This is a genomic window from uncultured Roseovarius sp. (assembly GCF_963972555.1).
GTDB classification, from domain to species: Bacteria; Pseudomonadota; Alphaproteobacteria; order Rhodobacterales; family Rhodobacteraceae; genus Roseovarius; species Roseovarius mucosus.
In genome coordinates this window covers 130,397-142,284 of the sequence record NZ_CAXAUM010000005.1, presented here as the reverse complement: position 1 = coordinate 142,284, position 11,888 = coordinate 130,397, and the positions used below count along the sequence as shown (strand labels likewise).

Below are 11,888 nucleotides of genomic sequence, written 5' to 3'. Positions count from 1 at the left end.
ATGGCGGTGCTGCCCACCCTCTTGCTGGTCGATGACGAGGCGCATTCGCTCAATGCCATGCGGATGGCGCTGGAGGATGAATTCGAGTGCCTGACGGCCAGTGACGCCGAGGAAGCCACACGGTTGATGGCCGAGCATGACGTGCAGGTGATCTTCTGCGATCAGCGCATGCCGGGGCGCTCTGGCGTGGCGTTCCTGACCGAGGTGCGCGACCGCTGGCCCGAGGCGGTGCGGATCATCATCACCGGATTTACCGAGACCAATGACATGATCGCGGCGATCAATGAGGCGGGCATCTATCAGTTCGTCACCAAGCCCTGGCATCCCGATCACCTGCTGATGACCGCCAAGAATGCCGCCGACCTCTTTCGCCTGAGCCGCGAGCATGAGCGGATGTCGCTGGAGATGCGCTATCTGGCGCGCAATGTCGAAAGCAAGCTGGAGCAGCAGCGCCGGGCGCTGCGCGAGGGGCTGGGCTTTGAAAAGGTGTTGCGCGCGCCCAATTCGCCGCTCAATGCGGTGATCGCGCAGGCGCGGCAATATGCGAGCTTCGATGTGCCGGTGTTGATCACCGGCGAGGTGGGCACCGGCAAGGCGGCGCTGGCGCGGGCGATGCATTACGGCTCTTTGCGGGCGGATCGGCCGTTTCAGGAAATCGACTGCACCGGGGTCGAGGATGATATTCTGGAGCTTGAGCTTTTCGGCGCGCGGCGCGGGGCGATTGCGGGGCTTCAGACCGGCAAGGTGGGGCTCTTGCAGAAGGCGGATCGGGGGACGCTGTTTCTCAATGGTCTGGCTGGGCTGAGCCCGCGGATGCAATTGGCGCTCTTGCGCGTGGCGCGCGAGGGGTCATTTCGCCCACTAGGCAGCCATGAGACGCAACGGGTCGATCTGCGCCTTTTGGGGGGGGCGGATCGCGACCTGCGCGCCGAGGTGGCAGAGGGGCGGTTTCGCGCCGATCTCTATCATGCGCTGGCGCGCACCACGCTTGAGGTGCCGCCGCTGCGCGAGCGGCCGGGGGACCTGGGCATTCTGGCGCAAAGCCTCTTGTTCGAGGCGGCGGCGGCGCATGGCAAGCCGGTGCATGGTCTGTCGGAGGATGCGATCCGGTTTCTGGCGGGCTATGACTGGCCCGGCAATCTGCGCGAATTGGAAAACGAGATCACGCGGATGTTGATCTTTTCGCAAGTCAGCCTGCTGGGGCCGGAGCTGATTTCGCGGCATATCCTGCAGGCGGCACCGGGAGCGCGGCCCGATCTGGCGCTGGATGCGGTGCTGGCGGGGCGTGGCACGCTCAAGGATCGGGTGGAAGAGGTCGAGGCGCGTATCCTGCGCGAGACCCTGACGCGGCTGAAATGGAACAAGAGCCGCGCGGCGCAGGAGCTGGACCTGAGCCGCGTGGGCCTGCGCGCCAAGATCGAGCGCTACGGGATCGAGGAACCGGGCAAGGTGCCCCAATCCGACCCCCAATCAGAGGAGGAGTGAGCCATGTGTCTGGGTATACCCGGTCAGATCGTTGCGGTGACGGATGCCGCCCGGATGATGGCCATGGCCGAGGTGGCGGGCGTGCGGCGTGCGGTCAATGTGGCCTGTATCGCGCAGGGGCCGCTTGAGGATCTCGTGGGGCAATGGGCGCTCATCCATGTGGGCTTTGCCATGGCGGTGATCGACGAGGACGAGGCCGCCAAGACGCTGGAGGCGCTGCGGGGCCTGGGCGAGGCGCAGGAAACGCTGGAGGCGATGGCGGCGGGCGATGCGGCACTGGAGGGTCAGATATGAAATATGCCGACGAGTTTCGCGATCCCCGGGCTGCGCGCGCGCTGTTGGACAAGATTGCCGATGTGACCGCCGCCATCGGGGCCACGGCGGAAAACCCCAAGCGGATCATGGAGATTTGCGGCGGGCATACCCATGCGATCTTTCGCTATGGTCTCGACAAGCTGGTGCCGGAGGGGCTGGATTTCATCCATGGCCCCGGCTGTCCGGTCTGCGTGTTGCCGATGGCGCGGGTCGATGAATGTGTCGAACTGGCCGAAGACCCGCGTGTGATCTTTACCACCTTTGGCGATGCGATGCGCGTGCCGGGGAGCCGCAAGAGCCTGTTGCAGGCCAAGGCCGAGGGCGCGGATATTCGCATGGTCTATTCGCCGCTCGATGCGCTGGAAATCGCGCGGCGCAACCCGGCGCGCGAGGTTGTTTTCTTTGGTCTGGGGTTCGAGACGACGACGCCTTCGACGGCGCTGTCGATCCAAGCGGCGGCGGCCGAGGGGCTGGCGAATTTCAGCGTCTTTTGCAATCACATCACCGTGCCGCCGCCCATCAAGGCGCTGCTTGATGATCCCTACATGCGGCTTGATGGTTTTGTCGGGCCGGGGCATGTGTCGATGGTGATCGGCATCCATCCCTATGATTTCATTGCCCGCGATTATGGCAAGCCCATCGTTGTCGCGGGGTTCGAGCCGCTCGACCTCTTGCAATCGGTGCTGATGGTGCTGGAACAGATCCGCGACGGGCGGGCGGAGGTGGAAAACCAATATGCCCGCGTGGTGCCTGAACATGGCAATCCGGTGTCACTGGCGGCGATGGCCGATGTCTACGAGCCGCGCCCCTCGTTCGAGTGGCGGGGTCTGGGCGAGATTGACGCAAGCGGTCTGCGTATCCGCCCCGCCTATGCCGCCTATGACGCGGAGGTGAAATTCGGCGTGGGCTATGGTGCCGCGCGCCGCAACGTGCCCGAGCCCGAGGGATGCGCCTGCGGAGCGGTGATGACGGGACGGATCAAGCCCGTGGCCTGTCCGCAATTCGGGCGCGGTTGCACGCCTGAGATGCCTTTGGGCGCGCTGATGGTCAGTTCGGAAGGGGCCTGTGCTGCCTATTACCAATATGGCGGCGCGCGGGCCGAGGCGGTCTAGGGGGCGCAGCCCCCGCGCCTGTGGCGCTCGTCCGGAGTATTTATGGAAAGATGAAAACATGAGCTTGAGGGATACGCGGGTCACGCTGGCCCATGGCGGTGGCGGCACGGCGATGCGCGATCTGATCGAAGAGGTGTTCACTTCGGTCTTTGCGCCCGAGATGATGGAAGATCAGGCGCGGCTGATAGCGGCGGGATTGCAAGAACCGGGCGCGCGGCTGGCCTTTACCACAGACAGTTTCGTGGTCGATCCGGTCGAATTTCCGGGCGGCGATATTGGCACCATCGCGGTGTGCGGCACGGTCAACGATCTGGCGGTGGGGGGCGCGCGGCCCCTCTGGCTGTCGGCGGCGTTCATCATCGAAGAGGGGACCGAAGTGGCGCTCTTGCGGCGGGTCGTGGCCTCGATGCAGGCCGAGGCCGAGGCGGCGGGGGTGCGCATCGTGACAGGCGACACCAAGGTGGTCGGGCGCGGCATGGCCGACAAGCTCTTCGTGACCACCGCCGGTGTGGGGGTGATCCCGCCGGGGCGTGATTTGCAGGCGGCTCATATCTGCGCGGGCGATGTGGTGCTGGTCAATGGCGTGCTGGGCGACCACGGCGCGGCGATTCTGGCGGCGCGGGGAGATATGGCTCTGTCGGCCGATCTCGTGTCGGACTGTCAGGGATTGGGGCATCTGATGGAGGCTGTCCTGGCGGCGGCGCCGGGCATACGCGCGGCCCGCGATGCGACGCGGGGTGGGGTGGCCTCGGTGCTCAATGAGATGGCGGCGGCGGCGGGCCTGGCGATCGAGATCGACGAGGCGGTTTTGCCGCTGCGCACAGAAGTGCGCGGGATGTGCGAGATCCTTGGGCTTGATCCGCTCTATCTGGCCAATGAGGGGCGCGTGGTGGTGGTCGTGCCCGAGGCCGAGGCCGAGGCGGCCCTGGCGGCGATGCGCGCGCGCCCCGATGGCACCGGGGCGGTGGCGATTGGCCGCGTGATGCCGGGCCGCGCCGGGCAGGTCACGATGCGCACGCTCTTTGGCGGAGCACGGATCGTCGATATGCTGGTGGGAGAGCAATTGCCGCGCATCTGCTGAGGCGCGGGGGCGGCTCTCTCAATGCAGGATTGCGTCCGCCCCTGCCGCCAGCGACAGGATGATGGTGACGGTCAGCAGCACCGAGAGCGCCCCCAGAATGAGGCCGAAGAAGGTGACGAGCCCGTCGCGTTCGACGATGCCCACGCCCACGGTGAAGAGCGAGACCGCCGGGAACCAGCCGCTGAGCGGCACCGGCAGAAAAAGCGCGAAGGCGATCACGAAGAGTACAAGGCCAAGTGGACGCTCGTTGCGGCGCGCAAAGAGCGTGATGTAGCGCGGCCTAAGAATACGTTCGAGCCGCCGCGTGATGGGACGTAGCCGCAGCACGCCGCGTCGCAGCCGATCCTGATCTATGCGCAGGCCTGAGAGCACCCGAGGCAGGCGGACATGCGGATAGCCCAAGAACATCTGGCCGGTCGTGACCAGCAAGGGCAGGGCGGTCAAGAGCGTGGTGCCGGGGGGCAGCGGCAAGAGCGTGACCAGTGAAAACACCACGATGGCCCAGCCGAAAGAGGTCTCGCCCAAGGCGGTGAGCAGGGTGCCCAGGGTCAGTGTTCCGGCGCGATGCTGGGCGCGCGAGGTTCGCAGGATCGGAAGCGACAGCGACGGTCGTTTCCGCTTGGCCTTTTTGCCTGTCATGCTGCGCCTCTCACAATCCCGGGCGACATATCGGATGCTCTGCGCCCGAATTCAATCGCTGCTTTGTGTCTAGTCGGGAATGATGACGAATAGACATCGAAATGTGTTGCGCCCCCTTATCTTTGGGGGGCGGCGCACCTAGCTCTGGCGATGGTGCGCGCGGGCAGGGGCCGGGGCGCTCAGGACAAGGCAATATTCCAGATGGCGCAGGATTTGATGCTCGTGGCTGCAGGCCTCGTGTTGTTGTTCGTGGGTGGGGAGGCGCTGGTGCGGGGCGCTGTGGCCATGGCCGAGCGGATGGGCGTATCCAAGCTCTTGATCGGGTTGGTGATCGTGGGCTTTGGCACCTCGACGCCCGAGTTGCTGGTATCGGTCAATGCCGCCCTCGACGGGGCGCCGGAAATCGCGCTTGGCAATGTCGTGGGCTCGAACATCGCCAATATCCTGCTCATCCTCGGTTTGGCGGCGGTGATTGCACCGATCATGGGCTGGGCCCGCACGGCGGTGCGCGAGGCCTTGGTGGCGACGCTTGTCAGTCTCACTGCCTTTGCGCTGGTGCAAGGTGCAGTGATCAGCCGGATGGAAGGGATCGCCATGTTGCTGGTCATGGTTGGCTATCTGGTGGCGAGCTACTGGTTGGAGCGGCGTGACCGTTCGGCGCAGACATTCCAGCATGAGGCGGAGGCGTTCGAAGGTCTGCCCGTTGGGCGGCCCTGGTTGCCAGTGCTGCTGGCCTTGGGCGGTATCGCGGCGCTGGTGCTCGGCGCGGATCTGTTGGTCGAGGGGGCGGTGAACATTGCGCGTGTCTTTGGCGTGCCCGACGCGGTGATCGGGCTGTCGCTGGTCGCGGTCGGCACCTCCTTGCCGGAACTGGCGACCGCTATCGTTGCCGCGATCCGGCGGCAATCCGATGTGGTCTTGGGCAATGTGATCGGTTCCAACATCTTTAACATCCTGGCCATTCTAGGGGTGACGGTGGTGATCCAACCTATCGAGGTCAGCGCGCGGTTTCGCGAGATCGACACGCCGGTGATGCTGGGGGCGGCGCTCTTGCTCTTGGCGTTGCTCTTTGCCACGCGCGGGATTGGCCGGATCTGGGGTGCTGCGATGCTGGCGATTTATGCGGCCTATATGGTGTTTCTCTTTGCCGGCGGCATGGTCGCCTGAGCCGAGCGCGTACCCCGGCGAAAACCTGCCCCGTGATGGGCAAGCTTCGATTCCCAATTCCTGAAATTCCAGCTATTTCAGGGATATGGATATTGTTCTTGTCACGACGATCATTGCGTCGCTCTTCTTGGTCATTGCGGCTGCTGACCCTTTGGCGGCGCGGCTGCGGCTGCCCTATAGCGTGATTCTCGCCTGTCTGGGGATGTTGATCGGGGTGGGGGCGATCTTTTTCCTGCGCACCGAATTGACCGATGCGCTCAATCCGGTGGCCGAGGCCATTCTGGGGCTGCCGATCCGGTCGAACGTGTTTCTTTACGTCTTTCTGCCAACGCTGCTCTTTCAGGTCACGCTTGGGGTCAACCCGCGCAGGATGATGGACGACTGGGTGCCAATTCTGGTGTTGGCGGTGGTGGCAGTCGTGGTGGCGACGCTGGCGGTGGGCTATGCCTTGGCCTGGGCCAGTGCGCTGCCTCTGGTGGCCTGCCTGCTGATCGGCGCGATTGTCAGCACGACGGACCCATCGGCGGTGGTGGGGATTTTCCGCTCGATTTCGGCACCGCGCCGGTTGTCGCGGATCATCGAGGGCGAGAGCCTCTTGAATGACGCGGCGGCCATTGCGCTCTTTGGTCTCTTCATGGCGTTCGTGATGTTGGGGGTTCCGGACCCGAGTTTTCAGGACGCCCTCGCGCAGTTTCCGGTGCTGATCGCAGGTGGGGCCGTGGCGGGCTGGCTGATCGCGCGGATCGCCGTGTGGCTGATGGCGCTGATGGCGCGCTACGAGCTGGCGGTGATCTCGGTCTCGGTCGCGTTGCCCTATCTCGCCTATATCGGTGCGGAACAGAGCATCGGGGCCTCGGGTGTGATCGCGGTCGTGGCGGCGGGGCTCACACTGAACCTCACGGGGCCCGCGCGATTGCCGCCGCTGATCTGGACCAACCTGCGCGAGGTCTGGGATTTGCTGGCGCATTGGGCGGGGGCGCTCATCTTTATCCTTGCCGCGCTCCTGATCCCGCGCCTGCTGGAGGAGGTGCGGGCAGGGGATTTCGTGCTGATCCTTGTGGTCATCGCGGCGGCCATCGCGGCGCGGGCGGTGATCCTCTTTGGTCTCATGCCGGTGCTGAGCTTTCTGCGGCTCTCTCCTGTGGTGGAGCGGCCTTATCGTGTGGCAATCCTCTGGGGGGGATTGCGCGGCGCGGTCACGCTGGCGCTTGCCCTTGCCGTGACCGAGAGTTTCCGGGTGCCGGTCGAGGTCAAGCGGTTGGTGGGTATTCTGGCCACCGGCTTTACCCTCTTTACGCTGTTGGTGCAGGGCACGACGCTCCGATGGGTGATCGGACGATTGGGACTGGATCGCCTCTCGCCGCTGGATCAGGCGTTGAGCAATCAGGTGATCGCCGTGGCGCTTCAGACCGTGCGTGCGGATGTGGCGCGCACCGCCGAGAATTATGAACTGACGCGCGAAACGGTGCGTTCGGAGGCCAAGCGCTTTGCCGAGCGGCTGGACCGGGCGGTCGAGACCGCCGAAGAAGGGGCCGAAATACAGGACCGCGACCGCATCACGCTGGGGCTTATTGCCCTTTCGGGGGCAGAGCGCGATACCATTCTGGCGCGGTTTCGCGAACAGGCGATTTCGGCGCGGTTGTCGGAGCAGATCCTGACCGAGGCGGATCGGTTGATCGAGGCGACCCGCTCGGGTGGGCGCACCGGCTATCAACGCGCGGCGCGGCGCAGTCTGCGGTTTGGGCGCGCCTTTCGCTTTGCGGTGCTGCTGAACAATCGGTTGCGGATTTCGCGTCCTCTGGCGCTGATGACGGCGGACCGGTTCGAGGTGCTGCTGTCGCAGCGCCTGATCCTGCGCGACCTGAGCGGGTTCATCGACGGGCGTATCCGGCGCATCCATGGCAAGCGGGTGGCCGACCTCTTGCACGAGCTGCTGGCGCGGCGGCAAGAGGCGGTGGAAACCGCACTTGAGGGGCTGCGCCTGCAATATCCCGGCTATGCCGAGGAACTGGAGCGCCGGTTCATTCGCCGCACCGCGCTGCGGCTGGAAGAGCGCGAATATGGCATGTTGCGTGAGGATGGGCTGATCGGCGCGGAACTGCACGTGGCCTTGATGCAGGATATTGCCACGCGCCGCCTGCGCGAGGAACAACGCCCCAAGCTGGACGTGGCCGTGCAAAAGGCCGAACTGGTGCGGCAATTCCCGCTCTTTGCCGATCTCGACGAGCGCAGTTTGCGGCAACTGACGCGCGCGCTGCGCACGCGCTATGTCAACGAGGGCGATGTGATCCTGCGCAAGGATACGCCCGCGCGGCGCGTGTTCTTTATCGCCTCTGGCGCCGTGGAACTGGCGGTTGCGGGGCAGACATGGCGTTTGGGACGGGGCGAGATGTTTGGCCAGATGGCCATCCTGATGCAGAAACCGCGCCGCACGGCGGCAACGGCGATCTCCTCCTCGACCTTGCTGGTGCTGGACGAGGCGCGGTTTCGGCGGCTGCTCAAGCGCAGCGCGGGGTTGCAAGAGGCGGTGCGTCAAAGCGCCAAGGCGCGCGGGGTCAAGACCGATGCCTTCATCATCCCGGAGTTGATCGCACAAGACTAAAGGCCCCGCGACCCACCATTGCCGCGTTGCGGCAATAAGGGCTTGGCATCCGGGGGCGGGTCCGTTAAACGCCGGCGATAATCGCATGGACCCGGGTGCAAGCCCCGGGTGGCTCTTCCGGCCGCCTATCCGCCGGATCATTGAACCCTATCAAGATGCACAATCGGGCCGCGCACCGGCTGGCCGGATCAGGGACGGATTTCACATGATTTCAATAGATGCCTATCGGGCGCAATGGTTTGGCAATATCCGGGGCGATCTGCTCTCGGGTCTGGTGGTGGCGCTTGCGCTCATCCCAGAGGCGATTGCCTTTTCGATCATCGCGGGCGTGGACCCGAAGATTGGGCTTTATGCCAGTTTCTCGATTGCTGTGATCACGGCGATCACCGGTGGGCGGCCCGGCATGATTTCCGCCGCTACTGCGGCAACGGCGGTTTTGATGGTGACACTGGTCCGGGATTTCGGGCTGGAATACCTGCTGGCTGCAACGGTGCTGGCCGGGCTTATTCAGATCGGGATGGGGGTGCTGCGGCTGGGGTTCGTGATGCGCTATGTGTCGAAATCGGTGATGACCGGGTTCGTCAACGCGCTCGCTATTCTGATCTTCATGGCGCAGTTACCGGAACTCGATCCGCGGAGCGTGCCTTGGATCACTTATCCGTTGGTCGCGGCGGGGCTGGGGATCATTTACCTTTTCCCGCTTTTGACCAAGGCGGTTCCATCGCCGCTGGTGACGATCATCGTGCTGACAGCGCTCACGCTCGCACTTGGCCTAGATGTGCGTACCGTGGGCGACATGGGCGCGCTGCCCGACACATTGCCGGTATTCCTGATCCCCGACATTCCGCTGACGTTTCAAACGCTGATGATCATTCTGCCCTATTCTGTGGCGGTGGCGGTCGTGGGGCTGCTCGAGAGCCTGATGACCCAGAATATCGTCGACGATCTGACCGACACGAAATCGAACCGTAGCCAAGAGATGATCGGGCAGGGGATTGCCAATAGCGCCACCGGGTTTATCGGCGGCATGGCGGGCTGTGCGATGATCGGGCAGTCGATCATCAACGTCAAGTCGGGCGGGCGCGGGCGACTGTCGTCCTTTGTGGCGGGTCTGTTCCTGCTGATCCTCGTGGTGGGTCTGGGGGATGTGGTCAGCCTCATTCCGATGGCGGCGCTGGTGGCGATCATGATCATGGTCTCGATCGGCACGTTTTCCTGGTCCTCGATCAGGAACCTGCGCGAGCATCCGCGCTCGTCCTCGATCGTGATGATCGCGACGGTGGTGACAGTGGTCTATACCCACAACCTCGCCATCGGGGTGCTGGTGGGGGTGCTCTTGTCGGGCATCTTCTTTGCCGGCAAGATCGCGCAGCTTTTCCGGGTTACGTCAGAGATTTCAAAGGATGGGCGCGAACGCATTTACCGGGTAGAGGGGCAGCTTTTCTATGGCTCCGTCGAGGATTTCATGAATGCCTTTGATTTTCGTGAGGCGCTTGAGAAGGTCGTGATCGACGTGAGTGCGGCGCATATCTGGGATATTTCATCGGTGCAGGCGCTCGACATGGCGGTATTGAAATTCCGCCGTGACGGGGCCGAGGTGGAAATCCGCGGCATGAATGCGGCCTCTGAGACCATCGTGGACAAGCTGGCGGAACATGACAAGCCGGGGGCCATCGACAAGTTGATGGAGCATTGAGGGAGGAGAGCGACATGACGGACAAGATCATCGCCTTGGTCGATGGCTCGATCTATTCGGCCTCGGTCTGCGAACATGCGGCGTGGATCGCAGAGCGTACCGGTGCGCCGGTTGAGCTCTTGCATGTCTTGGGGCGGCGCGAGGGGGCAGAGACCTCTGACCTGTCGGGGTCGATCCGGCTGGGTGCGCGCACGGCGCTACTGGAGGAACTGGCAGCGCTAGACGCGCAACGCGCCAAGTTGGTGGCGCATCGGGGGCGGGCCATTCTGGACGATGCGCACGCCCTCTTGGAGGGGGCGGGCGTGACCGACGTAACCACGCGGTTGCGCCATGGCGATATCGTCGAGACGGTCGCCGAGGTCGAACAGGAGGCGCGCGTGATCCTGATCGGCAAACGCGGCGAGGCGGCGGATTTTGCCAAAGGGCATCTGGGATCGAACCTTGAGCGGATCGTGCGCGCTTGTCACAAGCCGGTCTTTGTTGCGGCCCGGGCCTTTCGGCCCATTGAGAAGGTGTTGCTGGCCTATGACGGGGGCACCTCGGCGATGAAGGCCGTGGATCACATCGCGCGCAGCCCGCTCTTTGCGGGGCTGAGGGTGCATGTGGTCACGGTGGGCGCGGCCACGCCGGAGGTCAAGAAGGGGCTGGAGGATGCCCGTGCGCTCTTGGCCGCGGCGGGGATCGTGGCCGAGACTGGCGTGATCGCAGGACAGCCCGAAACCGCGCTTGGCAAGCTGGTGGACGAGGCGGGTTTCGACATGGTGGTGATGGGCGCCTATGGCCACAGCCGCATCCGCAGCCTGATCATCGGCTCGACCACGACGGAGATGGTGCGGTCTTGCAAAGTGCCGGTGGTTCTGCTTCGCTGACTGGGGCTGACAGGCTGACTCCTGGTCGAGGGTCAAACGGTCGTTAGCGCCCCAGTATCTCGAAATGCGCCTCGGTCGGCACGCAGGCGGCCCCGTTGATCGGCAGGATGTCTTGCGGGCAGGCCGACATGGCCACCACGCAATCCATCACCGCGCGCAGCACGACGAAATCCCCCGGCTTGCTGAGGGGCGTGCCCCAAGAGGTGTGCCCTTCGGGATCGACGGGAATATTCATCCAGAGATTCAGCGGGCTGGGTGTCTCGGCGCTGCTCAGGCCCAACTGGCGCAGGGCGGCGTGCAGGTTGTCGGTGCAGTTGTCGTGATAGTCCGTGCAGCCCAAGAGCCCGTAGCGATAATCGTCGCAGGCGGCGATCAGCGTGTCGTGGCGGCCCATGGAACTGTCTTCTTCGAACATCAGAATGGGACGGCGGCGGTTGGTGACAAGCGCGTCGCCCGCCGTGGGAAAGATGCGGCCTAAGGTGGGGCGGATATGTTCCATTGACATGAATTCGCCCATGTCATCGGCGCTGAAAGCCCAGGTATCCACCACCTGCGCGCCATGGGTGTTTACGATGCGAACAGCCTCTCCGGCGCTCAATCGCGTGGCCTTGCCGCGCCGGGCGGGTATGGTTTGGAGGGTGGGAGACATGCCTGCGCCTTTCCTGACAGCTAAAGATAAGCTAACAGCTTGCGGCCCCATGCCAAGGACAAATCATGGGTCACTTTCGCGATAGTTGGGAGTGTCTTTGGGAGGGATTGGTAGCGGAGGAGGGACTCGAACCCCCGACACGCGGATTATGATTCCGCTGCTCTAACCAACTGAGCTACTCCGCCAAACCGTGCGGCTAGGTAAGACAGCCCGCGCCAAGCGTCAAGGGCGAAAATGGCGGGGTTCGCGCACTTGTGGTGGGGCGGGGTTTGT

At 64.2% G+C, this 11,888-nt stretch carries 10 protein-coding genes, 1 tRNA gene and 1 other annotated feature; of the genes, 8 read left to right on the top strand and 3 right to left on the bottom strand.

The features are described 5' to 3' along the window. The 4 genes from AACZ65_RS07045 to hypE are packed head-to-tail and all read left to right on the top strand — an operon-like array spanning position 1 to position 3,993. Positions 1-1,485 carry a sigma-54 dependent transcriptional regulator gene (locus AACZ65_RS07045; RefSeq protein WP_339669339.1) on the top strand — a complete coding sequence of 495 codons (1,485 nt, stop codon included), beginning with the start codon at positions 1-3 and terminating at the stop codon, positions 1,483-1,485. Between the two features lie 3 nt (positions 1,486-1,488). Then, the gene (gene hypC / locus AACZ65_RS07040; RefSeq protein ID WP_339669336.1) at positions 1,489-1,779 is read left to right on the top strand and encodes a HypC/HybG/HupF family hydrogenase formation chaperone; all 291 of its coding nucleotides are present in this window, start codon (positions 1,489-1,491) and stop codon (positions 1,777-1,779) included. After that, positions 1,776-2,912: a hydrogenase formation protein HypD gene (gene hypD / locus AACZ65_RS07035; protein ID WP_339669333.1), complete on the top strand. Its 1,137-nt coding sequence runs from the start codon at positions 1,776-1,778 to the stop codon at positions 2,910-2,912. Before hypC ends, hypD begins: the two co-directional genes overlap by 4 nt. A 58-nt stretch (positions 2,913-2,970) precedes the next feature. Beyond that, on the top strand, positions 2,971-3,993 hold the full coding sequence (hypE, locus tag AACZ65_RS07030; protein WP_339669330.1) for a hydrogenase expression/formation protein HypE: 1,023 nt from the start codon (positions 2,971-2,973) through the stop codon (positions 3,991-3,993). Between the two features lie 18 nt (positions 3,994-4,011). On the opposite strand, the gene AACZ65_RS07025 is transcribed toward hypE, so the two are convergent. Beyond that, positions 4,012-4,632, bottom strand: a complete 621-nt coding sequence (locus AACZ65_RS07025; protein WP_339669328.1) for an exopolysaccharide biosynthesis protein — start codon at positions 4,630-4,632, stop codon at positions 4,012-4,014. 201 nt (positions 4,633-4,833) lie between these two features. Between AACZ65_RS07025 and AACZ65_RS07020 the strand changes: the two genes are divergently transcribed. From AACZ65_RS07020 to AACZ65_RS07005, 4 genes are all read left to right on the top strand, one after another. Continuing rightward, entirely contained in the window at positions 4,834-5,799 is a 966-nt protein-coding gene (locus AACZ65_RS07020) for a calcium/sodium antiporter (protein WP_339669325.1), read from the top strand. Positions 5,800-5,884: 85 nt separating this feature from the next. After that, positions 5,885-8,401 carry a cation:proton antiporter gene (locus AACZ65_RS07015; protein ID WP_339669322.1) on the top strand — a complete coding sequence of 839 codons (2,517 nt, stop codon included), beginning with the start codon at positions 5,885-5,887 and terminating at the stop codon, positions 8,399-8,401. 84 nt (positions 8,402-8,485) lie between these two features. Next, positions 8,486-8,543: a sequence feature (sul1 is cis-regulatory element that is thought to sense ions involved in sulfur or methionine metabolism; They are found in Alphaproteobacteria), on the top strand. A 63-nt stretch (positions 8,544-8,606) separates the two neighbouring features. Continuing rightward, complete coding sequence (locus AACZ65_RS07010; RefSeq protein WP_339669319.1) at positions 8,607-10,097, top strand: SulP family inorganic anion transporter; 1,491 nt, start codon at positions 8,607-8,609, stop codon at positions 10,095-10,097. A 14-nt stretch (positions 10,098-10,111) separates the two neighbouring features. Then, on the top strand, positions 10,112-10,966 hold the full coding sequence (locus tag AACZ65_RS07005) for a universal stress protein (protein ID WP_339669316.1): 855 nt from the start codon (positions 10,112-10,114) through the stop codon (positions 10,964-10,966). A 43-nt stretch (positions 10,967-11,009) separates the two neighbouring features. Here AACZ65_RS07005 and AACZ65_RS07000 read toward each other — a convergent pair whose 3' ends face one another. Together AACZ65_RS07000 and AACZ65_RS06995 are read right to left on the bottom strand one after the other, a co-directional pair. Then, positions 11,010-11,615, bottom strand: coding sequence for an urea carboxylase-associated family protein (locus AACZ65_RS07000; protein ID WP_339669313.1), 606 nt, complete (start codon positions 11,613-11,615; stop codon positions 11,010-11,012). A 108-nt stretch (positions 11,616-11,723) separates the two neighbouring features. Further along, positions 11,724-11,800 (bottom strand) — tRNA-Met (locus tag AACZ65_RS06995). Positions 11,801-11,888: the final 88 nt, after the last annotated feature.

Excerpts from the sequence above, each read along its gene's own strand:
- hypC (WP_339669336.1), top strand. The coding sequence starts at position 1,489 with ATGTGTCTGGGTATACCCGGTCAGATCGTTGCGGTGACGGATGCCGCC.
- AACZ65_RS07000 (WP_339669313.1), bottom strand. The coding sequence starts at position 11,615 with ATGTCTCCCACCCTCCAAACCATACCCGCCCGGCGCGGCAAGGCCACG.
- AACZ65_RS07015 (WP_339669322.1), top strand. The coding sequence starts at position 5,885 with ATGGATATTGTTCTTGTCACGACGATCATTGCGTCGCTCTTCTTGGTC.
- AACZ65_RS07020 (WP_339669325.1), top strand. The coding sequence starts at position 4,834 with ATGGCGCAGGATTTGATGCTCGTGGCTGCAGGCCTCGTGTTGTTGTTC.
- AACZ65_RS07005 (WP_339669316.1), top strand. The coding sequence starts at position 10,112 with ATGACGGACAAGATCATCGCCTTGGTCGATGGCTCGATCTATTCGGCC.
- AACZ65_RS07025 (WP_339669328.1), bottom strand. The coding sequence starts at position 4,632 with ATGACAGGCAAAAAGGCCAAGCGGAAACGACCGTCGCTGTCGCTTCCG.
- AACZ65_RS07045 (WP_339669339.1), top strand. The coding sequence starts at position 1 with ATGGCGGTGCTGCCCACCCTCTTGCTGGTCGATGACGAGGCGCATTCG.
- AACZ65_RS07010 (WP_339669319.1), top strand. The coding sequence starts at position 8,607 with ATGATTTCAATAGATGCCTATCGGGCGCAATGGTTTGGCAATATCCGG.
- hypE (WP_339669330.1), top strand. The coding sequence starts at position 2,971 with ATGAGCTTGAGGGATACGCGGGTCACGCTGGCCCATGGCGGTGGCGGC.
- hypD (WP_339669333.1), top strand. The coding sequence starts at position 1,776 with ATGAAATATGCCGACGAGTTTCGCGATCCCCGGGCTGCGCGCGCGCTG.